Here is a 25,666-nt window from a genome sequence, read left to right on the forward strand (position 1 = left end):
TTGAAAGGAAGAAACATTTTATTTACATAGATGCCACCTTTGGCATACGTACAAAAGTACCATATCAAAAATAAATAAGCACTTCAAGTAATTGGCATTTCCAGGAGGTAATCATGAAATCACAGCGTATTTTTCCCAGTTTGATCTTAATAGGATTCGGTCTTTACTTTTTTCTGAAACAGGCAAACATTGAATTGTTTCAGGGCTTTTTCAATTGGCCTACGATTCTGTGCATTGTCGGCATCGCCTTTTTGATACAGGCATACAGCGGAAAAGATAATGAAGCCATATTGCCGGGTGTCATCCTTTTCGGGTTCGGTCTGCATTTCCATGTTGTCCACCGTCTTGAGATATGGCCGGATAATATCGGAGTGTTCATATTAATCATAGCCCTGGGCTTCATTCTGCGGGCAAGGGCTGCCAATTCTGGAATGTTTCACGGTGTGGTATTATTAGTCATTTCCCTTCTTTCCTTATTTTATGACAAAATTACCGGCTGGATTGGATTAATTACAATAGGCACAGCAGACCCTGCTAAATTTTGGCCATTCATCGTGATGCTGATTGGAATCATTCTGCTTGTGAAAAAGAAATAGGATATGGGCAGCAGGCCTTTTATCCCTTTAAACGCAGCAAAAAGAGCCTTGCACATCATTACAGGATGTGCAAGGCTCTTTTTTTGGACGGGACTATAGTTATTGCAATCAAGCGAAAGCGCCTAGCCTCTCGAGGTCATAAGGCACCCAGGATGGGGGTCACAAAGACGTTGCCGCAGGACGCGGCGTTCTTAGTCTTTGTTCCGCTAATAGGCGCTTACGCTTTTTACATAATCCAGCTTCATCGCCTAGCTCGCTGTGCAAAAGATGTTTTGTCCACAGAAGGCAAAGTACGCCTTCCATGGCCAAAACCCTATTTGCTTCGCAAGCTGAACAAGGCGATTGCACTTTTTTACATATACTTGCTTAGGATGCCCCATGCTTTTTCTTTTCCTTCTCCTGTTTCACCTGAAAACAGAATCAGTTCGTCTTCTTTATCAAGGCCCAATGTTTCACGGGTGACTTTTAAGTGCTTTTGCCATTTGCCTTTTGGAATTTTATCCGCCTTTGTAGCCACGACGATGCGCGGCAGGTCATAGTGCTTCAAAAATTCGTACATTGCGATATCATCCTTTGTTGGAGGATGGCGAAGATCTACAATCAGCAGGGCTGCACGAAGCTGTTCACGATTAGTGAAATACGTTTCGATCATTTTACCCCAGGCTGCACGTTCGGACTTAGATACCTTAGCATAGCCATATCCCGGTACATCCACAAAGTGAAGGCTGTCATTAATAATATAAAAATTCAGCGTTTGTGTTTTTCCCGGCTTTGACGAGGTGCGCGCAAGATTCCTGCGGTTGATCATTTTGTTGATAAAGCTGGATTTGCCTACATTCGACCTTCCGGCTAAAGCAAATTCAGGAATCTGCTCGCTTGGGTACTGTTCGGGCTTTACAGCGCTGATCACAATATCAGAGCTTGTTACTTTCATTCAATTTCACCTGCCAATGCGTGTTCAAGTACTTCATCTATATGTGAAACGAGAACATATTCTAAATCTTTCCGGACACTTTCAGGAATATCATCAATGTCCTTTTCATTATCCTTTGGAACAATGAGCTTCGTTAATCCTGCACGATGGGCCCCGAGGGATTTCTCCTTCAAGCCGCCAATCGGCAGTACGCGCCCTCTAAGCGTAATTTCTCCGGTCATCCCGACTTCCTTCCGGACAGGCACACCCGTTAATGCGGAGATCAATGCGGTTGCCATTGTAATTCCAGCTGACGGGCCATCCTTTGGAACTGCCCCTTCAGGCACATGGATATGAATATCATACTTTTCATAAAAGTCCGGGTCAATATGAAGCTTTTCAGCTTTGGAGCGGACGAAGCTGAATGCAGCCTGTGCCGATTCCTTCATTACATCACCAAGCTTACCTGTCAGGACCAGTTTTCCTTTCCCTGGTGAAAGGGACACTTCGATTTGAAGCGTATCTCCGCCAACTGAAGTATAAGCAAGCCCAGTGGCAACGCCTACCTGGTCTTCCGCTTCGGCCTGGCCGTAATGGAACATGGTTTTCCCGAGGAAATCAGCCACATTAGCCTCACTCACCACCACACGCTTTTTCTCGCCAGACACGATGATTTTCGCTGTTTTGCGGCAGATGCTAGAAAGCTGGCGCTCAAGGCCCCGTACTCCAGCTTCGCGTGTATAATAACGGATGATCTGAAGCAGGCCGTCATCGCGGATTTGCAGCTGGGACTTTTGCAGCCCGTGACTTTTCAGCTGTCTTACCAAAAGATGCTCTCTCGCAATATGAAGCTTTTCAATTTCCGTATAACCGGAAATATTAATGATTTCCATCCTGTCGCGAAGCGGTCCCGGTATCGTTGAAAGATCATTGGCTGTTGCGATGAACATTACCTGTGAAAGATCATATGTTTCTTCTATATAATGGTCGCTAAAGTTATGATTTTGCTCCGGATCCAATACTTCAAGCATGGCTGAAGATGGGTCACCGCGGAAGTCGCTGGACATCTTATCAATTTCGTCGAGAAGGAAAACTGGATTGATGGTCTCCGCCTTTTTCATTCCCTGTATAATCCGGCCGGGCATGGCCCCTACATATGTGCGCCTGTGTCCGCGGATTTCAGATTCATCCCTTACCCCGCCTAAAGAAACACGCACAAAGTTCCGGTTCATGCTTGCAGCAATTGATTTGGCAAGACTTGTTTTACCGACCCCAGGAGGTCCTGCAAGACAAAGAATCGGGCCTTTCAGGGAGTTTGTCAGCTGCTGTACAGCCAAAAATTCGAGCACACGTTCTTTGACTTTTTCAAGGCCATGATGATCGCGGTTCAATATTTTTTCTGCCTTGATGATATTCAAGTCATCCTTTGTGGTTTTCGACCAGGGAAGAGAAACTAGCCAGTCAATGTAGTTCCGGATTACCGCACTTTCAGCAGAACTGGATGGAACCTTTTCATAGCGGTCCAGTTCTTTGTAGGCGGTTTTCTCTACATGCTCAGGCATGCCGGCAGCTTGTATTTTCCCGGTAAGATCGGCAATCTCGCCGGTCTTTCCTTCTTTGTCTCCAAGCTCCTTCTGGATGGCCTTCATCTGTTCGCGCAGATAGTACTCTTTTTGTGTGCGTTCCATTGAGCGTTTGACGCGCTGCCCGATTTTTTTCTCGAGATTCAGCACTTCTTTTTCATTATTGATGATCTCAATTACACGCACGAGCCGCTGCCTGACATCTAAGGTTTCCAGGATTTCCTGCTTTTCCTTTGGCTTCAGCGGCAGATGGGAAGAAACAATATCTGCAAGCCTTCCGGGCTCTTCGATATCAGCGGTTGATGAAAATGTCTCTGCGGTAATTTTCTTTGACATTTTTATGTATTGCTCGAAGTATTCAAGCAGGGTCCTCATTAATGCCTGATGTTCGGTTTCTTTGTCTTCACTGTCTTCGAATACTTCAAGCTTGGCGGAAAAATGCGTCTCATTATCGTAAAAAGAGACGATTTCTGCCCGGTTTAAACCTTCTACTAAAACACGGATTGTCCCATTGGGAAGCTTTAGCATTTGTTTAACTTTTGTAAGTGTCCCCATGGTATATATATCTTCTTCTCCGGGATCATCCAGAGATACATCTTTTTGCGTAGTTAAAAAGATGAGATGGTCTTCTACCATTGCTTTTTCAAGGGCTTGTACAGACTTATCTCGTCCTACATCCAAATGCAGAACCATTGTAGGATACACAAGCAGTCCTCGTAGCGGCAGGAGGGGGACGATGATTTCTTTATCAGCCATAGCCTGACACCTCCATAAATGATCTATCTATTTGCATCATGTGCATTCACATATAAATTACCCTGTTTGACAACCTTTTAACAATTCTATCTTATTTGTATGAAAGTGTCTATTTGTTTGGTCAGCCAACGAGCTATGATGAAGGTAATGCGGTTGAACCTGCTTTAATAATAGGCTGTCTTCGAAAACTTTGCTGCTATGGAACAAAATGGCTGATTTTACAACGGGATCGCCTCATAGAATTCGTTAAAAACAACGATCTTTAAGAAAATAGCCTAAAAAAATGATCTTCAGCCAAATAGAGACGCCCCGGTATGGGTAAACCGGGGCCACTTTTGTTATACACTTTCTTTTTTTGAAATGCTGATGGACGGGATAATATTCTCCGGGATGACATCCTTTAATAAGGCCTTGTCAAACACATCCTTCAGTTTTGTTACTGGTATGATTGTTATGCCTTCTATTTCCTGCAGGATGCTTTGCATATTTTCCTCTGGGATGATTACAGTATCAGCTCCTGCAAGCTTGGCTGCTTTGATCTTCGGAATGACTCCGCCAATCGGCTTCACCTGTCCATGGATGCTGATTTCACCTGTCATAGCCACCTTATGATTCACCGGAATTTTATAAATGGCGGAATATATCCCTGTCGCCATCGCGATACCAGCCGAAGGGCCATCAACAGGACTGCCGCCTGGGAAGTTAACATGAATGTCGAACTGATCAGCCGGCACACCCATGGAGCGGAGTACGGTTATGACATTTTCAATCGATCCTTTTGCCATACTTTTTCTGCGGATGGACTTCCCGTTTCCGCCTATGCTTTCTTCTTCAACGATTCCGGTAATATTGATGCTTCCTTTATCAAGCGCAGGAATGACGGTTACTTCTATCTCAAGAAGGGCTCCTGAATTCGGCCCGTAAACAGCAAGTCCGTTCACAAGGCCAACTTTTGGCTTTTCCTTGATTTTCTGGTCCATCCGGGGAGTAAGCTGGCTGCTGTGGGCAATCCATTCGATATCTTCGTCTTTAATAAAGTTACGGTCCTCAGTGATAGAAATCCCTGCTAATGTCTGGACCATATTTACAGCTTCCCTGCCGTTCCTGGCATACCCGGAGATGGTTTCGAGCCCTTTCTCGCTGATGGCAATCCTGACCTTTTCAGCTGCCCGTTTGCTGACTTTGATAACTTCCCCGCGCTCTAGATCTCTAAAAAACACCTCAAGGCACCGGGACCGGATAGCCGGCGGAATTTCACTCGGGGTCCTTGTCGTTGCTCCAATCAGCCTGAAATCAGCCGGAAGGCCATTTTTAAAAATATCGTGGATATGTGTAGGGATATTCACATTTTCTTCCTGATAATAAGCACTTTCCAGGAACACTTTCCGGTCTTCCAGTACCTTCAATAGCTTATTCATCTGTATCGGATGCAGCTCGCCTATTTCATCAATGAACAACACGCCTCCATGCGCATTCGTTACAGCTCCTTGCTTCGGCTGCGGAATGCCTGCCTGTCCCATCGCTCCTGCTCCCTGGTAAATCGGGTCATGGACAGAACCAATTAAAGGATCGGCAATTCCCCTTTCGTCAAAGCGGGCTGTGGTTGCATCCAGCTCTACAAATACGGCTCCCTGCCTGAATGGGGACTTATTATTTTTTTTGGCTTCCTCAAGAACCAGCCTGGCTGCCGCCGTTTTCCCTACTCCGGGAGGCCCGTAAATGATGACATGCTGAGGGTTGGGGCCGCATAACGCTGCCTTCAGAGACTTAATTCCGTCTTCCTGTCCCACAATATCTTCAAATGACGTTGGCCTTACTTTCTCGGATAACGGTTCTGTCAGCGAAATGGAACGCATCTTTCTCAGCTGATCCATTTCCTTTTTCGAGTCACGGTCTATGGAAACTTTTTGCGTTCTTTGTCCTTTCAGCAAATTCAAAAAATAAACGCCAATGATAATCCCAAAAAACAATTGGATAAACAAAGCAATACCTGTCCAGCTCATCGCATTCCCTCCTGCAACACCTTTAATCTTATTGATAGTATCTCCTTTGTTGAACTGAAATAATCCAAGTTTTTGAGAAGGTATATGATGAAAGGTGCAACAGATTTCAATTGGACCGAATGAAGCTCGATTTCGCTCGAATAGTTGATGAATTGGCTCTAACCAACACTGATTTGGCTCGAATCCTCTCTAATTCGGTCCAATTATCCATTTAACTGGAAATTCAAAAAAAACTAAAAGACAACCTTTTAATGAAGACTTTTCTCTTAAAAATTGTTGTTTTTTTAATGAGTTCTGTGAGGCAATCATATTGGTAAATCAGGTTGATTGGAGCGTAAGGTGCGAGACTCCTGCGGGATTAGCGGGAAGGCGAGACCCCGCAAGCGCAGCTGAGGAGGCTCAGCCCGCCCCGCGGAAAGCGAGCATCCTGGAGCGGAAATCAACCACTTGTTGAATACCAGCAAAGTTTAGAAAACAGCTTTAATGAAAGAAACAGCCACTTTATCGTCCTCACATGTTTGCAATTACAAAAGAAAGCCAAAAAAAGAGCTGCCGGCATGCCAGCAGCTCTTTCTTACTATTCATTAAGCAGAAGTTTTCTTTTCTTGGCCTTTAATCGTTGTGCCATCTTTGAGAACAAGCTTCGGAGGCTCATTATCTGTGATGGTGTCAGCCGTGATGATGCATTTATCGATATCATCGCGTGAAGGGAGGTCAAACATCATATCAAGCATGATTCCTTCAATAATTGAACGAAGTCCGCGCGCGCCGGTTTTCCGCTCAATGGCTTTTTTGGAGATTTCAACAAGAGCTTCTTTTTCGAACTCAAGTTCCACATTATCAAGTTCCAGCATTTTTTGGTATTGTTTAACAAGTGCATTTTTAGGCTTAGTAAGAATCTCCATTAATGCTGCTTCATCTAACTGCTCAAGTGTAGCGATTACTGGAATACGGCCGATGAATTCAGGAATCAGTCCAAAGCGAAGCAAGTCTTCAGGAAGCACTTTTGACAGCAATTCCTTCTCAAGTACATCGTCTTTCTTGACATCAGAGCCGAAGCCGATAACCTTTTGGCCTAAACGGCGTTTAATGATTGGTTCGATACCATCGAATGCGCCGCCGCAGATGAACAGGATATTCGTTGTGTCGATCTGGATGAATTCCTGATGAGGATGCTTTCGCCCGCCTTGTGGCGGAACACTTGCAACCGTGCCTTCAAGAATTTTCAGCAATGCCTGCTGTACACCTTCACCTGATACGTCACGTGTAATGGAAGGGTTCTCAGACTTACGGGCCACTTTATCGATTTCATCGATATAAATGATTCCCTTTTCTGCTTTTTCCACATCATAATCAGCAGCCTGGATTAACTTAAGCAGGATGTTTTCTACATCTTCGCCCACATATCCGGCTTCTGTCAGTGAAGTGGCATCCGCAATTGCAAATGGAACGTTAAGCAGACGTGCCAATGTTTGCGCAAGCAATGTTTTACCGCTTCCTGTCGGCCCGATAAGAGCAATGTTACTCTTTGCAAGCTCAACGTCATCTACCTTGCTGTTGGAATTGATGCGCTTATAATGATTATAAACGGCAACAGCCAGTGACTTTTTCGCCTGCTCCTGGCCGATGACATACTCGTCCAGAATTTCGCGGATTTCCTGCGGTTTAGGGACATCCTTAAATTCCACTTCTTCTTCTGTGCCAAGCTCTTCTTCCACGATCTCCGTGCAAAGCTCGATGCACTCGTCACAAATATATACACCTGGACCTGCTACCAGTTTACGGACCTGTTCTTGGGTTTTACCGCAAAAAGAACACTTAAGCTGTCCTTTTTCATCATTAAATTTGAACATGAACTCAACCCCTTTATATACTCTTCCAATCTATACTCAGTGAAGAATCCGATATTGAACCGTTCTCCATCAGCAATAAGCATTTCGATCTGGCATACAAGAAATAATAACAAAAGCATATGTAATTCCTGCGGCTTCAGAAACTTCATAAAAACTATGCGCACGCCTCGGGACTTTGCGGCTTGCCTGCAGAATGCTTTCCATTTCTTATATGAATTGCATTTTACCATGTTCCGTGAAGTTTTGTAATTAAAATGCTTAGCCATGCAAGTTGTCCAATAAACAACATTTAAAACTCATAATATGTATTTTGCCCGATACCAGCATTCCCAAACCTTTTGAATGCAAAAAGTCGGGGTCTGTATATATATGTATATGCGGTATTAGAATTAATCTACACTGAAATCAAAAAAAAATCAATCAGTTACAGCAGATATCACCCTAATTATTATTCCCCATTATTCGCGTTTAACAAGGGAAAATGTCCAATATGTATAAAACAAGGCACGATTGCTCGCGCCCTGTCGAATCATCAGCACTCTACAAGCAAAAATTGCTTCCGGAATGCCTCTGAAATTATGTTATTGAATTAAGCTTCAACTGTTTTGCTGTTTTCAACAAGTAAGTCGACTGCTTTTTTGATTTTAAGATCAGACTTAACACCGTCTAAGCTACCAAGAGCTTTTTTGATGTCTTCAGCGTTCATGTTATACATTTCAGCCATTTTGCTGATTTCTGCATCCACATCTTCGTCTGTAGCTTCAAGGTTTTCAGCTTCAGCAATCGCTTCAAGAGTAAGGCTTACACGCACTTGATTTGATGCTTCGTCTTTCATTTGAGCTTTAAGAGCTTCTTCGTCCTGTCCAGAGAACTGGAAGTAAAGCTCCATGTTCATTCCTTGAGATTGAAGGCGCTGTTCGAAGTCTCCAAGCATACGCTGAACTTCGTTTTCTACCATTACTTCAGGAATGTCGATTTCTGCAGCAGCTGCAGCTTTTTCGACAACTGTGTCACGGACAAAGTTTTCTTTTTCATGCATTTTGTCATGCTCAAGGTTTTTCTTTGTTTTTTCTTGAAGTTCAGTTAAAGTTTCAACTTCTTCGTCAACATCTTTAGCAAACTCGTCATCTAATTCAGGAAGCTGTTTTGTTTTGATTTCGTGAATTTTCACTTTGAATACTGCAGGCTTTCCAGCAAGCTCAGTTGCATGGTATTCTTCAGGGAAAGATACTTCGATATCTTTTTCAGCGCCTGTTTCAAGTCCGACAATCTGTTCTTCGAAGCCAGGGATGAAAGAGTTAAATCCAAGCTCTAGTGAATGGTTATCAGATGCTCCGCCTTCGAATGCTTCTCCATCAACGAAACCTTCGAAATCAAGAACGACAGTATCGCCGTTTTCAGCAGGCTGTCCTGCTTCTTTAACAACAAGCTCAGCTTGGCGCTCTTGAAGTGACTTGATTGCTTCCTCTACGTCAGCGTCTGTTACTTCAGAATTGAATGCATCTACTTCGATGCCTTTGTATTCTCCAAGCTTCACTTCTGGTCTTACAGTAACTGTAGCTTTGAAAATAAGGTCTTGTCCTTTTGCCATTTGTTCAACGTCAATTTGAGGACGGTCTACAGGGTAGATTCCTGCTTCTTCAACTGCACTTGCATAAGCATCAGGAAGAATGAAATCAAGTGCATCATCAAATAATGATTCCACACCGAATCTTCTTTCGAACATCTGGCGAGGCATTTTACCTTTACGGAAACCAGGAACGTTAATTTGCTTTACAACTTTTTTGAAAGCAGCGTCCAAACCTTCAGTAACTTTTGCTGCTTCTACTTCAACCGTTAAAACTCCTTGGTTGCCTTCTTGCTTTTCCCATTTTACAGACATGTGTTTCCCTCCAAAAAATCTATATAATTCATGAATAAGCAATGGATGAATCTGCTTTGTATTCCCACAAGTCATCCTGCGGCCATTCCCCAAGATATCGGGAATTTGCCGTGTTTGGTGAATGCATATTACAACCACTACATTATAACACAGGTTCCTTTTGTTTCAACAGCAATAGCTTAAATAATAGGATAAGAAATTTCTTCAAACTCCTTTAAATCCTGAACTGTTTTCATGACAGAATCAGCGTCAGCTCCGTATTTCCCGGCCGCCTCTTCTGCCGTACACTCACCGCTCTGGTACTCATCCCCGAGCACATGATAGGCCGCTGCCCATGCCGGATAGTCTTTTTTTTCAGGCTCAAAAGGGTAAATCAGGAAATGATGCCTTTCAAAAAGGCTCAGAATCATTTCAGCCTGTGTCGGATTTTCCTGCCCCAGCACATCTTCAATCATGCCGGAAACCGCTGTGAAAAACTCTCCCGTTTTCAATGGGGGCAGCTCTGCCGGCACAAGTTTTCTTTTTTTGGAAAACTTCTCAATCTCAATTTCCCTGTCGTACTCCTGGTCCTGAAGAATGTTTAGCAGCAGTGTTTTCAAGAAAGGGTGGCCTTCATCCGAGGCCAGATAATCCTTGATTTGCGTGATAAATGGCCTCGCATTCATATCAGCAAGCTTTGAGATGCCAAGAAGGATTTCGCTTTCCGTTTTATCCTTGAATAGCTCTGTCTCCTTCATTTCCTCTTCAAAACGCTCCTGCTTTAAATCAGCCTGTTCTAGCTTTTCTTCAAGCACTCTTTTTGAAAATCCAAGCATTTTCTCGAAATGATCGATTTTATCAAACGGCACCTGATCGTCATCGAGCAATGCTTCAATTGTTGTGATCATTTCACGATGCTCGTTCAGCTGCAGCAGAACCATTAGATAAATGTTAACCACTTGAAAGTAATCCCCGATGCCTTTGTGAAGCAATTCATTGCACAGGTCCCTTGCTTCACTGTAATATCCAAGCTCCACAAATGATACAACAAGGCCTACGGCTGATTCAGGATTTTCGGCATTCATTTCCCTCGCCTGACTAAATAGATTTGCCGCTTCCTTAAAATCCCTGGACGAAAGCAAATCAAGCCCCTTTTGGACAAGACGTTCCTCCAGATTAGGAAATGGGATGACCTTTTTTTCTGATGCTGTTTTTTTATCTCCGCTCATTTGTAACTCCGCCCTGTCATTTAGCTTAATGAAAATCAGTGTAGCATGAAATGTCTGGAAATACAAAGACAGACGCAAAACAAAAGCACTGGCCCGAATAGCAGGCCACTGAAAAAGTCTGTGTATTGTCTTTGTTAAATCAGCCAAATAGCCGTGTGCCATTAATAAAAAAGAATGTGAATACGAAAAAAGCCGTGCTTATTCCAAAAACACGGAATATGCACGGTTTTTTTCAGTTGAGTGTACCAGAGTTTTAAATAATCGATTGACAGCAGCCTCACCGAAACAGGGAGGATTTTGGTTCTGCATGTGCAGACACTATATTATATAGAAGAAACCGCACTTTTTTTGTTTTCAAAATCACTGATTTTACCTTCATATTGAAGAGTGATGGATATTTCATCCCAACCGTTTACCAGCATTTCCTTCCAGTATGGATGAATATCAAATGAAGCATGAAATCCCGAGCCGGCACTTACCTCTTGTTTAGGAAGATCGACAGTAATGTCAAACCCTCCCTGATTTCCTTTCCTCATTAATTCCTCCACATCCTGTTTACCAAGCTGAATGGGGAGCAAGCCATTTTTCAGGCAGTTTCCGTAAAAGATGTCAGCAAAGGACGGGGCAATCACGATATCGAATCCATAATCCTTAAGGGACCATGGAGCATGTTCCCTGGAGGAGCCGCAGCCAAAATTATCTCCTGCAAGCAGGATGCTGGCTCCTTTGAAGGCAGGATGATTTAACTCAAAGTCATCCTTCACTCTGCCTTTTTCATCAAAGCGCCAGTTATAAAAAAGGTACTCCCCGAAACCTGTCCGTTCAATTCTTTTTAAAAATTGCTTTGGAATGATTTGATCTGTATCCACGTTTTCCCTGTCCAGCACGGCAGCTTTTCCTTTATAAGTTGTAATCGGGTTCATCCTCTGCACCTCCAGCCTTGTTTTTAAAAAATATTTTCACTTTCCGCTAATGAACGGTCCTGATTCCGTATATCCACAAACCTTCCATGAAGAGCGGCATTGGCCGCCATTACAGGGCTGACAAGATGGGTTCTTGCGCCTGCTCCCTGCCTGCCTTCAAAGTTGCGGTTGGAGGTTGAAGCACAATGCTCTCCAGGCGGGACCACATCAGGATTCATGCTCAAGCACATGCTGCACCCGGATTCTCTCCATTCAAAGCCCGCCTCCTTAAAGATGAGATCCAGGCCTTCTTCTTCCGCTTGTTTTTTCACAGCTTGAGAACCGGGAACCACCATTGCCCGCACTCCTTCATGCACCTTTTTACCGACTGCTGCTTCAGCTGCGCTTCTTAGGTCCTCGATTCTCGAGTTTGTGCATGATCCGATAAAAACATGCTGCACAGGAATGTCGGTAATTTTCATACCTTCTTTAAGATCCATATATGCCAAGGCGCCCTGTAGGGCTTTGGCACTGATGCCCCGAGCTTCGCCTGCGGGAATCCTTCCGTCCACAGGGCTCGCCATTCCCGGGTTCGTTCCCCAGCTCACCATCGGCGCAATCTGTGAACCATCAATGATCAGCTCGCTATCATACTTTGCATCCTCATCACTGCCAAGCTTTCTCCATTCTTCTTCACATTTTTGAAAATCAGCGCCAGAAGGCACATATTTCCTTCCCCGCAAATAAGAAAAGGTGGTCTCATCCGGACTGACAAGCCCTGCCCTTGCTCCTCCTTCAATTGTCATATTGCATACCGTCATTCTTTCTTCCATAGACATACTCCGGATCACTTCTCCGCAATATTCGATAATATAGCCTGTTCCAAAATGGACTCCATTTGATGAGATAATGTGCAAAATAACATCCTTCGCCGTTACACCTTTTCCTAGTTTTCCATTTACCTCGATTTTCATTGTTTTAGGCTTTGTCTGCCATAGGGTCTGCGTGGCAAGGACATGCTCCACCTCACTTGTACCGATTCCAAAGGCAATGGCACCAAAAGCTCCATGTGTAGAGGTGTGGCTGTCGCCGCAAACGATGGTCATTCCTGGCTGTGTCAAGCCAAGCTCAGGCCCAATGACATGGACAATGCCCTGATCCGGGGAATCTAAATCCTCAAGCCTAATGGAAAACTCCCTGCAATTGCTGTCGAGCGCTGCCAGCTGCTTTCCGGCTATTTCATCTGTTATGGAGTGCCTGGCGACTGTCGGCACATTATGGTCCATCGTCGCAAAGGTTTTATCCGGCCTCCTCACGCTTCTGCCCTTCATCCTTAACCCTTCAAAAGCCTGGGGCGAGGTAACTTCATGTATATAATGCAAATCTATATACAATAGATCGGGTTTGCCCTCTTCTTCATGAACCACATGGCGCTCCCAGACTTTTTCAATGACCGACTTTCCCATCTTCATTCCTCCATTCTTTTATGCAGCCTGTAACATGCGGCTATGTAGAAAAACACGGCCTTCACATATTTGGCCGTGTTCCGTTTTTGGTGCTGCCGGGAACTTGCAATTGCTTAGCCCTGCAGTTAGGCGTACGCGCCCATAATATTCGCAATGGCCTCCTGGTCAAGCAGGGATGTTTTAATTTCAGCAATCATTTCCCGTGTTCCAAGGGTTTCCTTTCCGCTATGCGCGAGATCCGCTGTCCTGCTTCCATTTTCGAGCACATCGCTGACGGCCTTTTCAATCGCCTGTGCTTCTTCCTCAAGCCCAAATGACAAGCGGAGCATGGAGGCTGCAGACAGGATCATGCCAAGCGGATTTGCAGTGTTTTTCCCTGCTATATCCGGTGCAGATCCATGGATAGGTTCATATAGATGCGGACCGCTGGCGGAAATGGATGCAGATGGAAGCATGCCGAGCGAACCAGTCAAAACAGAGGCTTCATCGCTTAAAATATCCCCAAACATATTTTCCGTGACCACCACATCGAATTGCCTCGGATTCTTGATCAGCTGCATGGCTGCATTATCGACAAGCATATGTGTAAGCTCAATATCAGGATATTTTTTTGCAACCTCCTCTGCCGTCTCCCTCCATACTCTGCTCGACTCAAGCACATTGGCTTTATCCACTGAGGTGACCTTTTTATTTCTTTTTCCGGCAATCTCGAAGGAAAGCTCAATGATTCTCTCAATCTCTTCTTTTTGGTAAAATAATGTATCTACGACCGCTTCTTTACCTTCATATGTCGTCCGCTCACTCGGTTTGCCAAAATAAAGCCCGCCGGTCAGCTCCCTGACAATCAATAAATCTGTTCCTTCTATGACCTCTTTTTTTAATGGTGAAGATTCCGATAAACTGGAATGGAGACTGACTGGCCTTAAGTTTGCATAAAGCTGCAAATCATTGCGGATTTTCAAAAGGCCCCGTTCCGGGCGGAGATGCGGAGGCTGCTTATCCCACTTCGGCCCCCCGACCGCTCCCAAAAGAACAGCATCACTGTTCTTGCAAAGCTCTACTGTTTCCTCCGGGAGAGGATTTCCAGTATTGTCGATGGCAGTTCCGCCAATCTCGCCGTATTGAAAGTGAAAATGATGTCCAAACCTATGTGCCGCAGCCTGCAGGATTTCCACTGCACCTTGTGCTACTTCCGCTCCAATTCCATCTCCAGGCAAAACTGCAATCTTCCTTATCATCGAAATCTCCCCTTTCAGTCCTGCATCATTGCGCGATTTTTTCTTTCTCACCGAGGTAAATTACCCGGTTGACAGCATTCAGATATGCTTTTGCCGATGCTTCCAGAACATCCTGATGCAGGCCGCGCCCGCTCGTTTCATGGTCTTGATAGCGAATTTTCACATACACCTGTGCAAGGGCATCCCTTCCTGCGCCAACAGATTGAATCCGGTAGTCCAGTAAACTTATTTCGGTATCCATGCATCTTTCCAGTGTGTTATATAGCGCTTCAACGCTTCCTGCACCTGTAGCGGCTTCCTGGATCACTTCATGATTTCCATTTTTCAAAGCTACAGTGGCCGTCGGAACCTGATTGGTTCCATACGTGATTTGAAGGGAATTCAGCTGATAAAATGAATTCTCCTTTGATAGTTTTTCATCAAGCACAAGAGCTGCCAAATCTTCATCTGCAATCTCTTTTTTCTTATCAGCCAGCTCTTTAAATTGGACGAATAAACGATTCAGCTCTTCACCTTCCACGGACAGCCCCAGTTCATCCAGTCTGCTTTTGAAGGCATGCCTTCCTGAGTGCTTTCCAAGTACGAGGGAATTGTCAGAAATGCCGACAAGCTCCGGAGATATAATTTCATAGGTTGTTTTTTCTTTTAAAACGCCGTCCTGATGGATGCCTGATTCATGGGCAAACGCATTGCGGCCAACCACTGCTTTATTGGGAGGGATTGGCATCCCGGTTAATTTGCTTACCAAATCACTTGTTCTCTTAATCTCTCCAAGTGCAAGGCCTGTATATGCCTCATAATGATCAGCCCTCGTATGCAGCGCCACGCTAAGCTCTTCAAGCGCCGCATTTCCGGCTCTTTCCCCGATTCCATTAATCGTCCCCTCAATCTGAGATGCTCCTGCTTCAATAGCCGCAAGCGAATTGGCAATGGCCATGCCAAGGTCATCATGGCAATGAGCTGACAAATGGACTTTATCAATAGAAGGAACATGCTCTTTCAGATAGCGGAAAATTTCAGCATACTCTAATGGAGTGGTGTAGCCCACCGTGTCTGGAATATTAATTACCTTCGCCCCTGCCCGGATGACCTTTTCAACAATCTCAGCCAGATAATCAAGCTCGGTCCGGCTCGCATCCTCTGCAGACCACTGTACAACAGGGAACCGTTCTGCCCCGTACTTCACCGTTTTTACGGCATTTTCAATAATTTCTTCTTTTGTCATTTTTAATTTATATTGCCTGTGGATCGGCGATGTGGCGATAAAGACATGCAGCCTTGGCTCAGCTCCAGCCTTCAGCGCTTCCCATGCCGCATCGATGTCACCCTGGACTGAGCGCGCAAGTCCTGTCACAGAGCTGTCTTTAATGAGAGAGGCAATTTCTTTTACAGACCGGAAATCTCCTTGTGAGGCCGCCGGGAATCCTGCTTCGATAATATCTGCACCAAGCTTTTCAAGCTGGCGTGCGATTTCAATCTTTTCAGAAAAATTCAAGTTCACGCCTGCCGATTGCTCACCGTCTCTAAGGGTCGTGTCGAATATATTAATTTTTCGCAAAGGCAGCCACTTCTTTCTTTTGTTGCTGTTTGACAAAAGGCATCATTTTTCTTAATTCCCGCCCGACTGTTTCAATTTGATGCTCATTTTCCCTTCTGTTAACGGCATTGAAGACCGGCCTGTTTGCCTGGTTCTCAAGAATCCAGCCTTTGGCAAATTCCCCTTCCTGAATATCCTTTAGAACCTTTTTCATTTCCCCTTTGACCCTTTCATCCACAATTCTGGGACCGGAAACAAAATCACCCCACTGTGCAGTGTCGGAAATGGAATAGCGCATGTTTTCAAGGCCGCCTTCATACATTAAATCCACAATTAATTTCAGCTCATGCAAACATTCGAAATAGGCGACTTCCGGCTGATATCCAGCTTCTGTCAGGGTTTCAAAGCCTGCTTTTACAAGAGACGTCAATCCTCCGCACAATACTGCCTGCTCACCGAATAAATCGGTTTCTGTTTCCTCTTGAAAGGTTGTTTCAAGCACTCCTGCCCTTAGAGCACCGATTCCTTTGGCGTACGCAAGAGCCAGCTCCTTCGCTTCGCCGCTCACATCCTGGTGGATGGCAAATAATGCAGGTACGCCTGCTTCTTGTTCAAATGTGCGGCGGACGAGATGCCCCGGTCCCTTTGGCGCAACCAATAAGACATCCGCATCTGCAGGAGGCACGATTTGATTGAAATGAATGTTAAAGCCATGTGCGAACATCAGCGCCTGGCCAGCTCTTAATACAGGCTGGATTTCTTCACTGTACACTTTAGGCTGCTGCTCATCAGGCAGCAAAATCATGATTACATCTGCCCTGCTGCTGGCTTCACCAACTGAATAAACCGGAAAACCGTCACTTTCTGCCTTATCCCAGGACTTCCCTCTTCTTAGGCCGATTACAACCTCTGCCCCGCTGTCTCTGAGGTTCTGTGCATGTGCATGGCCCTGAGATCCATATCCGATTACTGCAACCCTTTTATTTGCTAAATATGACTCATTTCCATCTCCATTGTAATAAACCTTTGCCATTTCTAAGCATCTCCCTTTTTATATAATTATTTGCCCTGTTAACTTTGCACGCTGTTTTTTGTCTTCATGACGTCAAAATTAACAATGAGCATTGTTAAGACCATTTTTTAAAACAGCATGTTAAACAATATTCAGGCTCTTTCCTTCACTGCTTTTTTGCATGCCCCTTGGAAAGGCTGTGGTGCCTGTTCGGGCTAGCTCTTTTATTCCAAAAGGCTTGAGCAGCTCGATAAATGCCTCAACTTTGGAGGATTCACCTGTAATCTGGATCGTGAGGCTGTCCCTGCTCACATCAATCACTGAACCCCTGAAAGGATCAATGACTGAAAAAATTTCAGAACGCGTTGCAGGATTCACGCCTACTTTAATCAATGCCAGCTCCCTTGCGACAATGGCCTGTGAGCTGATGTCTATCACCTTCAAGATATCGATTTGCTTATTCAGCTGTTTGGTCATTTGCTCAATCACCGTTTCATCCTCTACATGCACGACTACGGTAATCCTTGAAACTCCTTCCTGCTCGGATGCACCGACTGTAATGCTTTCGATGTTATAATTTCGTTTGGAAAATAAATTCGTGATCCTATTCAGTACTCCAGGCCTATTATTGACAGTCAGTATTAGAATTCCCTTCATCCCTCTACACCCTCCATTTGATCAAGCCCTTTGCCTGGCGCAACCATTGGATATACATTTTCATCCTGCTCCACCTGCATGTCGATCAGCACCGGTCCATTTGCGGCAAGCGCCTTGCTGAGGCAATCGGCTGCTTCTTCCTCCGTACATGCCCTATATCCCTGAATGCCGTATGCATCTGCCAGCTTCACGAAATCAGGCTGTGTCGGGAATTTGCTGTGCGAATACCTTCCTTCATAAAAGATTTCCTGCCATTGGCGAACCATGCCTAGGGAACGGTTATTCAGCACAATGATTTTGACCGGCAAATTCAGCTCCGCAATCAGTGATAGTTCTTGAGATGTCATTTGAAAACCGCCATCACCTGAAATGGAAACGACAATGCTTTCCGGTTCAGCAATTTGGGCCCCAATCGCTGCCGGGAGTCCAAATCCCATCGTCCCAAGCCCTCCGGAAGTGACCCAGGCATGAGGCTTGTTGAAAGGATAATACTGAGCGGCCCACATCTGATGCTGACCTACATCCGTCACTACAATGGCTTCGCCTTCGGTTTTTTCATGAATGAGCTGGATCGCTTTTTGAGGCTTTAAATTGCCCGTATCATTTTTATATGTGAATGGAAATTCCTTTTTCCAGCTATGCAGCTGCTGCAGCCATTGGGCTGCTTCCGGTTTCCTGCCATTTTGCTGGATCAGTTCTGTCAGAGCGTTTTTTGCATCTGCCACTACAGGGATCTTAGTAGGGACATTTTTTCCGATTTCCGCTGGATCGATATCAATATGGGCCACCTCGGCATGCGGGGCAAAAGCTGCCAGGTTACCGGTCAGCCGGTCATCGAATCTTGCTCCTATATTAATAAGCAGATCGCATGAGGATAACGCCATATTCGCGGCATATATTCCGTGCATACCGCCCATCCCGATAAAGAGCTCATGATTGGCCGGAAATCCTCCCAGGCCAAGCAGTGTGTGGACCACCGGAATTCCCTGCTGCTCCGCATACTCCTTCAGCTCGCATGTTGCCTTACTGTGAAGAATGCCCGCCCCTGCTAGGATCAATGGCTTTTTCGCGCTGCTTACTGCTTCAACAAGCTTTCTAATCTGAAGGAAATTCGGTTTCACTGAGGGCTGATAGCCGGGCAAATCCATTTCCTGATTTTCGGGTGCTTCCACGGAAAAGGCCGCGACATCCTTAGGGATATCAATCAGAACCGGTCCAGGCCGTCCTGTTTGAGCAATGTAAAAAGCCTCTTTGATGATTCTTGGAAGGTCCGCAGGATTTCGCACCTGGTAGTTATGCTTGGTGATCGGTGTAGTAATGCCAAGCACATCCGCCTCCTGAAAAGCATCAGAGCCAATAACCGTCGTTGCAACCTGGCCCGTAAATGCAACAATCGGCAGCGAGTCAATCATGGCATCAGCAAGCCCTGTAACAATATTAGTGGCTCCAGGCCCAGAGGTTGCAATGACCACCCCGGGTTTCCCTGTGATCCGTGCATAACCCTCAGCTGCATGAATGGAGCCCTGCTCATGACGGGTTAAAATGTGGAAAAGCCCTGAATCATAGAGTTTGTCATAGATTGGCAGAACAGCTCCGCCCGGATAGCCGAAAATAACTTCCACATTCTCCTTCTTCAATGCGTCAATCAATAGTTCGGCCCCGCTTTTTTTCACCGGTACATCTTTCTTTTCAGCCACTACTGCTTTTTCCATCATCTTCTATGATTCCCTCCACTTCTTTAATCTCTAAAATTATATTACAGAAAATTCAGTAAATATTTCCGCGCACAGAAAAGCCTCATCACCACAATAGACTTGCTCTGCAAGAATAAAGGGGTGAAAAGGCTATATGTCCATTCCACGGTACCACCCTTTTTCGCACTACAATCATGCGCACTTTGAGCAGGTTTCACTGCTCTGTTTTGGTAACGGGTACTGGTATGCACCCGTCCAGCTCTACTGGTCGCCGTTCAAGCTGAAGCTCAAAGGTGAGTTCATGCATTGGAGCATTGCCGGCTTCCAGCTACCCGGCTCTCTGTAAAATGCTTTGCCAATGACTACTTTTCCTTTTCATCGCTATAGGTTATGAAATTTGTAGACAAAAACTTTAAAAACAGATTTTGCTTAACGGCAAAAAGCTTTAAACCATTAAAGCAATTAAAAAATACCATGCCGCCATTAAGAGAAATGCCAGGCATTTGCATCTTTTTGCTTTTATCTGCTGTGTTTTTGTCCTTGTTATTTGTGGATTATAATACGCCCATTTTTTTCGCCAGTCAATACATTTTCACGAATTTTTTGACTATTCAAATTCATCCGATAATTTGTATCCGCTTACAATGGCAGTCCATTAAGATTTCTTGCCATTAAAAAAATTTTATAAAATTTTTTTAATGAAAAGTGACTTCAAAACTCCCCTGCCGAGCAGACAGATTCTGCAATTAAGCTGGCATAATATGCACGAAGAGCAAAAACTTCCCGATTCATGTGTCTTCCGCTCTTAACCAGTCTTAATTTTATAAACAGCATAGCTGATTAACACTGTAAGAAAAGAAAATAGAATAGCCGCGCTTGAGAAGGAAAGCAGATAGGCATTATATTTTGCAATACTCATTACAGCCGGAAGGGTATTATAGTGAAAAATTGCGGCTGCAGCATTAAACATAACAAGAAGCCCGGACAATACCACAAGCCCCTTCCATGCTCCCTTCATATCTTCAGCGCTCAATGCGATATGTGAGGATATGCACATCGATAGATACAAAAACAGCCAGAATGACGGCCTCAGCAAATTGTTCCCGGTAAAAATCAGCTTGAGCAGCATCATCATTGACCCAAAAGCATGTTTAACCATGTCTCCAGCATCAGAATAGTCCCTCGCCCCTGTCTCGGCACCTGATATAAATGCATGATATGAATGCGGTAGCAGCACATGCATGCCGAGGATCAGGGATGTGATTCCCATAAGTACTGGAGCTATCCCAATAAAAAAATTGCCTGCACTTTGATACACGCTGCCACGATTATATTCATGGCTCACATACCCTAAAACTCCATCAGGACTGTTCCATTGAAAAAACTTAATCTCCCTGATTTTATGCATAAAAAGAACACACATCAAAGCATGACCAAGCTCGTGAATCGGTGTTCCGAGCCATGCTGTAAAAAGAATGCCCCTGGTGCCGAAAGCCCGATATAAAAACGTATTGGACAGTCTCTCGAGGAAAGCAAGCAAAAATCCGACAGCCAATAATCCCCCTAACAAATACAGCATTTCCCGCACACTAATCATCAAGATTTCCCATAAAAAATGAATCTCAGCCCTCCTCCTTTCCCCTGTTTTCCCAGGCTGTTTGCTTAGTCCTAATATTGACAAATACGCTCATTTTAAAGCGGAATAAAATAAATCCTTTCTGTGATTTCTGAAATGATATTCACACCAGCAGAACCACCTTCATCGTATACGAAAGTTAGATTCCCGGCCAAGGATTGATGCTTTCTAATTTTCTGTGTGAATGGCTGTATCAGCTAAATATTGACCGGGACTAATGAGCTTGTGAAATTTCGTTTAAACAACAACACGTTTGCCATTTTTTGTATAAACTAAATACTCTCCATGGTAAAATAGTCAAATAATATCGAAATATTAGAACTAGTCCAAGGAGGAATCTTTGATGAAAAATATAAATAGTAAAATAGCGTTCTTTTTTTCAATTTTACTGGTCTTTTCTTTAGTTTTAGTCGGAATCTTAACTTATCAAAAGATAGTGGTTACAGGCAGCTTAGAAAAAAGAGAAGAACTATTGACAGCTACTGTTTTTGAACTATCCAAAAAGGGTTACACCAAGGATGATATTGTTAAAGTTAATATTGTATATGACTATTTTACGGGTGGAGATACACCTTACGAAGCTGTCGTAAGATTTAAAAAAGATCCACAAAATACTTACTATTACGGATGGGAAGATGTTAAGAAAAAAGCTGTTGTTTTCGACGGCAAGAATTCTTTTTAAAGGGAAGGCTATGTTAAGCATTTCTGTTAATTCCCGCTGAACAAAAGAGTGATAGAATAAATCACAAGCAAGAGAAACTACGAGAGGCAGCTAATCTTATGCAGAGAAAAAATGCTCCGAAAAAAATACATATTATAGGCTCTGTCGGAAGCGGTAAAACAACGTTAGCAAAAGAGTTATCCTTGCTGTTAAACATTCCATATTATGAATTAGATAATGTTGTCTGGAAAAGGCATAAAACTGGCGATATTAGGAGGACAGAGGAAGAAAGAGATAAATATTTAACCTCTATTATCAATTCTGATTCATGGATTATTGAGGGGGTGCATAATGAAGATTGGGTGTCTCCTAGTTTTCATCATGCCCAATTGATTATTTTCCTGGATACAAAAAATTCAACAAGAATCTACAGGATTATCAAAAGATTTATGTTTCAAATACTAAGAATAGAGAAATCAAATTATACCCCCACAATTAAAATATTCTTTAAAATGTTTAAATGGAATAGATATTTTGAACAAGTGGGCAAACCTGATTTTTTCACTAAATATGGTAAGTACAGTGATAAGTTTGCAGTCATACATCATAAAAAATCCTTAAAAAACTATTTTACCTTAGAGCCTTAAAGGTTCCCTGCCATCTCCCAGATAATATATTTACTGCTTTCTCGGAGGCTAATGGTCATTCTTCATCCCTTTTGTTGAAATCAACTCAAATGTTAGTTGACGCAGATACTTAATATATCAACCTCTTTGATAGGTAATACTGCTGATTTTCTTTATTAGGAAATTCATCAATTACACCAACAATTTCATAACCATTTTTTTGATAGAAATTCGGGGCTTGGAAGCTGAAAGTATCCAGTTGGATTAGTTTGCAATTATTTTCTCTAGCGATTTTTTCTATACAAGTTAATAATTCTTTCCCATATCCTTTGCCCCTAAGTGATTCATCAACCCATAAAGACTCAATGTGTAAGTTATACCAAAAAATTGTTCCTGTAATTCCCCCTAAAATTTCCTCTTCCTCCCCCCTGAGAATAAAACTAATATTCTTGACTGGGTGTTTTACATCATCTGGAAGTTTAGATAGATTATGTTCTATTACTTTTTTACGAATATAATCACTATCTTCTTGAATCCATTGCTGAGTAATGATCATGTTTTTTCCCCCTTAAAAATCTCCAACTCCACTTTCATATTTTACCAGATTGTTTCACATAAGATTAGTAAAGTTACTGAAAGAAAATTCACATGTAAATGCTGAAGAAAGGCTTTTATAACCCGGACTTACAGCTGCGATATATAGTGAGAGTGACCCTAGAAGGGCTGTTAATACTTCACACACACTTTTTTTGTCACACTACTGTAATATTTGTAACATTACATAGAGCACCCGTTTTCACATACCTTATTAAACACATCTAAAGCAGGTTATTTTCGACTTTACATAACAAATGAAGGTTACCCTTAGACCATATAAAAGAAGGCATTTTGACAGCTTTCTACTCTCTTAGGTATCATCTAATGACAGACTTCAAGAACTGATAAAGGAGTTAAATAATCGTATTTTAATCTTCCTTTAACATTAAAGTTCACAAAATTCGATATAGTTAGATAGCAAACTAACAAACTGAAAGAGGCGATAGATTTGAAAGAAGTAATTAGCAGTTACGAGGATATATTAGTCATGTTAGATCAATTGCTAAAAGAGCAGTCAAAGTTCAACTGGGATACCTTTTATTCCGAAAGAGACAGAGGTGTCCCCTTTTTTGTTAACAGTCCTGATGAAAATTTAGTCAGTTATTTTGAGTCTAAACGTTTAAAATCAGGAAAAGTGCTTGAATTAGGCTGCGGGCCCGGCAGGAATGCCATATATTTGGCTGAAATGCACTGCCATGTTGATGCAGTAGATCTTTCTAAAGAATCACTTCAATGGGCCAAAGAAAGAGCAACCGAAAAAAATGTCAGTGTCAATTTTATCAATGAAAACATATTTGAATTAGAGATAGCAGAAGGTGAATATGATATTGTTTATGACTCCGGGTGCTTTCATCATATTGCTCCTCATCGAAGGATGAGTTACATAAATCTAGTAACTAAAGCATTGAAGCCAGGGGGGTTCTTTGCACTTACTTGCTTTATTACGGGCGGGGAACATGGCGGAGCAGAAATCTCGGATTGGGACGTGTACAGATCGATGAGTTTAAAAGGCGGTCTGGGATATACGGAGGAAAAGTTAAGGGCAATCTTTAGGGATTTTAAAGAAATTGATATAAGAAACATGCTTGAGTTAGAGCAGACAAATAATTTATTTGGAGTTAAAGGGTTATTAACTGCTTTATTTCAAAAACCATAACTTAAGTGCTGTACATCACTGAATAAAAAAATTTCTTAAATCAGTTCGCATTGTCCAAACTGCGCATCCTTTACTTTGATACCGTGTCTCCTTTTACTGCGGTATGATCAGCGGCAGCTAGACAAAAAGGGGGGTTCTTGTGTCTAAATATTATACGTTCAACGAGAATATAGAAGTATTAATTTTCTGGTATGTAGGAGTCATAACTTGGTTACTATTATTAAGTTCTATTATATTTTTCTTCATAGCCATAAAGAAAAAATCTTGGAGAATAATGCTGACAAGTGCATTCATAATGCTGCCAAACATACTATGGATTACCTTTGGTGAAGTCGAGAAAGTGATGTATTTGTACTTTCTATGGTTTGGTTTACAACTTTTCTTTTTAATTAAATTTAGAAGGGCTGCACATCGTTAAACCTGACTAAAAAGCTTTCTAGCTTTTTTTGTTAAGGAAAATTTTGATTTGTCCCTAAAAGTATATAAAAACTCTCTGCTTGTAACGGATACATCCATATATGTGAGAATTTGCTATAATTCAAGCAAATTTCTCCTTAGTTTAAACGAATACTCTGAGGCATTAAGCTACTGTAATAAAGGCATAGAACATTGCAAACAACATCATTCCACCTTTATTTGGAGAACTTTTGTATCAAAAGGGCAGCATACTTATCAAATTAAATGATAAAGAAAACGGTATTAACTTTCTCGAATATGCTTGTGTGCTCTTTCAAGTACTGAATAGAACCGATTATCTGAAAATAGTTCAAGAGGAACTAGAAGAAATAAAGTGTTTAAAGTAACTTATTGAAGAAGTTGTTCCTGATTAAGGGGAACAGGATTGAGCCATGCGATTTAAAGCTTAGATATTAAGCGGCAGCTGCTAAATCAGAATGTCTAAGAGCTTTTGATATTAATTCTGAAATCTGGAAATATTTCACGATGAGAAATTAGAAGAAAAAGAAAGCAGCGTTACTTTAAGAAGGAAGGAAATTCAAGATGAAGGGGTGGCATTATGTTTTTTAAACATAGCAGCAAAATAGATCTTAAAGCCGTTAATATCGCTTACGCCGTTACATTTGCATTCTGGGGTTTTACACTTCTTTTAAACTCTGTCTTTGAATGGTACTACAAAGGACTTGCGCTTAGTTCATTAACTATACTTGCAATGGGACTGGTCATCTTTTTTCTCACTGAATGGATGGCTGCGAAAATTAAGAAAATTAAAGGCTGAAAGTTCTGCTTAACTCTTTCCTTAAGATCACAACGCTCGTGCAGCAATAGATCATAATCTTTTCTATATACCTCATATGCCTTTTTGAGGGATTGGAGGTCCGTTGGCTTTTGATTAGCCGTTTTTTCGAGCCTGCTGTTTTCCTCTTTCTCTCCATAAATAGACGCTCCAGCCTCGAATAGCAAAGTACGGAAATGTTCCAGTTCTGCATATTATAAAATCTTCAAATCCAAAAAAAAACGCTGATTTTATGCAATAGAAACTGCATGAAATCAGCGTTTTTTTCGTTAGCGTCCCAGGAGAGATTCGAACTCCCGACCGACGCCTTAGAAGGGCGTTGCTCTATCCAGCTGAGCTACTGGGACATTATGATATAGTTACCGAAACACTTATGTAGTATTTCCTTAACGACACTTTTAATTATAGTATGATAATGATTTAAAGTCAACAGCTTTT

Annotated in this window: 21 protein-coding genes, 1 tRNA gene and 1 other annotated feature; of the genes, 6 read left to right on the plus strand and 16 right to left on the minus strand. The window is 42.8% G+C overall.

The window, feature by feature from the left end; genetic code table 11:
* Positions 1-113: 113 nt before the first annotated feature.
* On the plus strand, positions 114-596 hold the full coding sequence (locus ACN6MY_RS20590) for a LiaI-LiaF-like domain-containing protein (protein WP_419881836.1): 483 nt from the start codon (positions 114-116) through the stop codon (positions 594-596).
* Positions 597-948: 352 nt separating this feature from the next.
* On the opposite strand, the gene yihA is transcribed toward ACN6MY_RS20590, so the two are convergent.
* From yihA to ACN6MY_RS20660, 14 genes are all read right to left on the minus strand, one after another.
* On the minus strand, positions 949-1,530 hold the full coding sequence (gene yihA / locus ACN6MY_RS20595; RefSeq protein WP_419881837.1) for a ribosome biogenesis GTP-binding protein YihA/YsxC: 582 nt from the start codon (positions 1,528-1,530) through the stop codon (positions 949-951).
* A complete protein-coding gene (gene lon / locus ACN6MY_RS20600) occupies positions 1,527-3,848 on the minus strand; it encodes an endopeptidase La (protein WP_419881838.1) in 2,322 nt (773 codons plus the stop codon). The genes yihA and lon overlap by 4 nt, the downstream gene beginning before the upstream one ends.
* A 338-nt stretch (positions 3,849-4,186) precedes the next feature.
* A complete protein-coding gene (lonB, locus tag ACN6MY_RS20605) occupies positions 4,187-5,851 on the minus strand; it encodes an ATP-dependent protease LonB (protein ID WP_419881839.1) in 1,665 nt (554 codons plus the stop codon).
* Positions 5,852-6,435: 584 nt separating this feature from the next.
* Entirely contained in the window at positions 6,436-7,704 is a 1,269-nt protein-coding gene (gene clpX, locus ACN6MY_RS20610; RefSeq protein ID WP_419881840.1) for an ATP-dependent protease ATP-binding subunit ClpX, read from the minus strand.
* Between the two features lie 589 nt (positions 7,705-8,293).
* The gene (gene tig, locus ACN6MY_RS20615; protein ID WP_419881841.1) at positions 8,294-9,586 is read right to left on the minus strand and encodes a trigger factor; all 1,293 of its coding nucleotides are present in this window, start codon (positions 9,584-9,586) and stop codon (positions 8,294-8,296) included.
* A gap of 179 nt (positions 9,587-9,765) precedes the next feature.
* Positions 9,766-10,794, minus strand: a complete 1,029-nt coding sequence (locus ACN6MY_RS20620) for a tetratricopeptide repeat protein (protein ID WP_419881842.1) — start codon at positions 10,792-10,794, stop codon at positions 9,766-9,768.
* Positions 10,795-11,117: 323 nt separating this feature from the next.
* Positions 11,118-11,717, minus strand: a complete 600-nt coding sequence (gene leuD, locus ACN6MY_RS20625; protein ID WP_419881843.1) for a 3-isopropylmalate dehydratase small subunit — start codon at positions 11,715-11,717, stop codon at positions 11,118-11,120.
* A gap of 23 nt (positions 11,718-11,740) precedes the next feature.
* A complete protein-coding gene (leuC, locus tag ACN6MY_RS20630; protein ID WP_419881844.1) occupies positions 11,741-13,162 on the minus strand; it encodes a 3-isopropylmalate dehydratase large subunit in 1,422 nt (473 codons plus the stop codon).
* Between the two features lie 125 nt (positions 13,163-13,287).
* Positions 13,288-14,400 carry a 3-isopropylmalate dehydrogenase gene (gene leuB, locus ACN6MY_RS20635; RefSeq protein WP_419881845.1) on the minus strand — a complete coding sequence of 371 codons (1,113 nt, stop codon included), beginning with the start codon at positions 14,398-14,400 and terminating at the stop codon, positions 13,288-13,290.
* A gap of 25 nt (positions 14,401-14,425) precedes the next feature.
* Positions 14,426-15,958: a 2-isopropylmalate synthase gene (locus ACN6MY_RS20640; protein WP_419881846.1), complete on the minus strand. Its 1,533-nt coding sequence runs from the start codon at positions 15,956-15,958 to the stop codon at positions 14,426-14,428.
* Complete coding sequence (ilvC, locus tag ACN6MY_RS20645; RefSeq protein ID WP_419881847.1) at positions 15,945-16,970, minus strand: ketol-acid reductoisomerase; 1,026 nt, start codon at positions 16,968-16,970, stop codon at positions 15,945-15,947. Before ilvC ends, ACN6MY_RS20640 begins: the two co-directional genes overlap by 14 nt.
* A gap of 120 nt (positions 16,971-17,090) precedes the next feature.
* Positions 17,091-17,606 carry an acetolactate synthase small subunit gene (gene ilvN / locus ACN6MY_RS20650; RefSeq protein WP_419881848.1) on the minus strand — a complete coding sequence of 172 codons (516 nt, stop codon included), beginning with the start codon at positions 17,604-17,606 and terminating at the stop codon, positions 17,091-17,093.
* Positions 17,603-19,318, minus strand: a complete 1,716-nt coding sequence (gene ilvB, locus ACN6MY_RS20655) for an acetolactate synthase large subunit (RefSeq protein ID WP_419884238.1) — start codon at positions 19,316-19,318, stop codon at positions 17,603-17,605. Before ilvB ends, ilvN begins: the two co-directional genes overlap by 4 nt.
* A 116-nt stretch (positions 19,319-19,434) precedes the next feature.
* Positions 19,435-19,688 (minus strand) — a binding site (T-box leader).
* Between the two features lie 417 nt (positions 19,689-20,105).
* The gene (locus ACN6MY_RS20660; protein WP_419881849.1) at positions 20,106-20,855 is read right to left on the minus strand and encodes a hypothetical protein; all 750 of its coding nucleotides are present in this window, start codon (positions 20,853-20,855) and stop codon (positions 20,106-20,108) included.
* A gap of 424 nt (positions 20,856-21,279) precedes the next feature.
* On the opposite strand from ACN6MY_RS20660, the gene ACN6MY_RS20665 reads away from it, so the two are divergent.
* Both ACN6MY_RS20665 and ACN6MY_RS20670 read left to right on the plus strand, forming a co-directional pair.
* Positions 21,280-21,618, plus strand: a complete 339-nt coding sequence (locus ACN6MY_RS20665; protein ID WP_419881850.1) for a hypothetical protein — start codon at positions 21,280-21,282, stop codon at positions 21,616-21,618.
* A gap of 98 nt (positions 21,619-21,716) precedes the next feature.
* The gene (locus ACN6MY_RS20670; RefSeq protein ID WP_419881851.1) at positions 21,717-22,244 is read left to right on the plus strand and encodes an AAA family ATPase; all 528 of its coding nucleotides are present in this window, start codon (positions 21,717-21,719) and stop codon (positions 22,242-22,244) included.
* Between the two features lie 109 nt (positions 22,245-22,353).
* On the opposite strand, the gene ACN6MY_RS20675 is transcribed toward ACN6MY_RS20670, so the two are convergent.
* Positions 22,354-22,779 (minus strand): GNAT family N-acetyltransferase, encoded by a 426-nt coding sequence (locus ACN6MY_RS20675; protein ID WP_419881852.1) that lies wholly within the window; start codon positions 22,777-22,779, stop codon positions 22,354-22,356.
* A gap of 489 nt (positions 22,780-23,268) precedes the next feature.
* Between ACN6MY_RS20675 and ACN6MY_RS20680 the strand changes: the two genes are divergently transcribed.
* From ACN6MY_RS20680 to ACN6MY_RS20690, 3 genes are all read left to right on the plus strand, one after another.
* Complete coding sequence (locus tag ACN6MY_RS20680; RefSeq protein ID WP_419881853.1) at positions 23,269-23,976, plus strand: class I SAM-dependent methyltransferase; 708 nt, start codon at positions 23,269-23,271, stop codon at positions 23,974-23,976.
* 466 nt (positions 23,977-24,442) lie between these two features.
* Complete coding sequence (locus tag ACN6MY_RS20685) at positions 24,443-24,661, plus strand: hypothetical protein (protein WP_419881854.1); 219 nt, start codon at positions 24,443-24,445, stop codon at positions 24,659-24,661.
* 330 nt (positions 24,662-24,991) lie between these two features.
* The gene (locus tag ACN6MY_RS20690; protein ID WP_419881855.1) at positions 24,992-25,210 is read left to right on the plus strand and encodes a hypothetical protein; all 219 of its coding nucleotides are present in this window, start codon (positions 24,992-24,994) and stop codon (positions 25,208-25,210) included.
* Positions 25,211-25,501: 291 nt separating this feature from the next.
* Here the strand turns inward: ACN6MY_RS20690 and ACN6MY_RS20695 are convergent.
* Positions 25,502-25,575 (minus strand) — tRNA-Arg (locus ACN6MY_RS20695).
* Between the last annotated feature and the right edge of the window lie 91 nt (positions 25,576-25,666).

Source organism: Peribacillus sp. B-H-3 (assembly GCF_048572925.1).
GTDB lineage: Bacteria > Bacillota > Bacilli > Bacillales > DSM-1321 > Peribacillus.